The organism is Enterobacter cloacae complex sp. P29RS (assembly GCF_014893445.1).
GTDB lineage: Bacteria > Pseudomonadota > Gammaproteobacteria > Enterobacterales > Enterobacteriaceae > Enterobacter > Enterobacter intestinihominis.
On record NZ_JADBPZ010000047.1, the window covers coordinates 1 to 597 of the forward strand.

The 597-nt window shown below is 60.5% G+C and carries 1 protein-coding gene; it reads left to right on the forward strand.

All coding sequences use genetic code 11. The features are described from left to right. Positions 1–567, forward strand: a 567-nt coding sequence (locus IM282_RS21775) for a DMSO/selenate family reductase complex B subunit (protein ID WP_045329405.1), incomplete at its 5' end; no start/stop codon positions are given. Positions 568–597: the final 30 nt, after the last annotated feature.

Genomic DNA, 597 nt, shown 5'->3' on the forward strand with positions numbered 1-597 from the left:
AAAACCTGCGAGCTGGCCTGCAAGGATTATAAAGACCTGACCCCGGACGTCAGCTTCCGTCGTATTTATGAATACGCAGGCGGCGACTGGCAGGAGGATAACGGCGTCTGGCATCAGAACGTCTTCGCCTATTACCTGTCGATTGCCTGCAACCACTGCGAAGATCCGGCCTGCACCAAGGTCTGCCCGAGCGGGGCAATGCACAAGCGAGACGACGGTTTTGTGGTGGTGGACGAGGATGTCTGCATCGGCTGTCGCTACTGCCACATGGCCTGCCCGTACGGCGCGCCGCAGTATAACGCGGCTAAAGGCCACATGACCAAGTGCGACGGCTGCCACAGCCGCGTGGCGGACGGCAAAAAGCCCATCTGCGTCGAGTCCTGCCCGCTGCGCGCGCTGGACTTTGGCCCGATTGAAGAGCTGCGCAAAAAACACGGCCAGCTTGCTGCGGTCGCGCCGCTGCCGTCTGCGCACTTCACGAAGCCGAGTATTGTGATTAAACCTAACGCCAACAGCCGTCCGACGGGTGACACCACCGGCTACCTGGCAAACCCGAAGGAGGTGTGAGATGGGAAGTGGATGGCATGAATGGCCGCT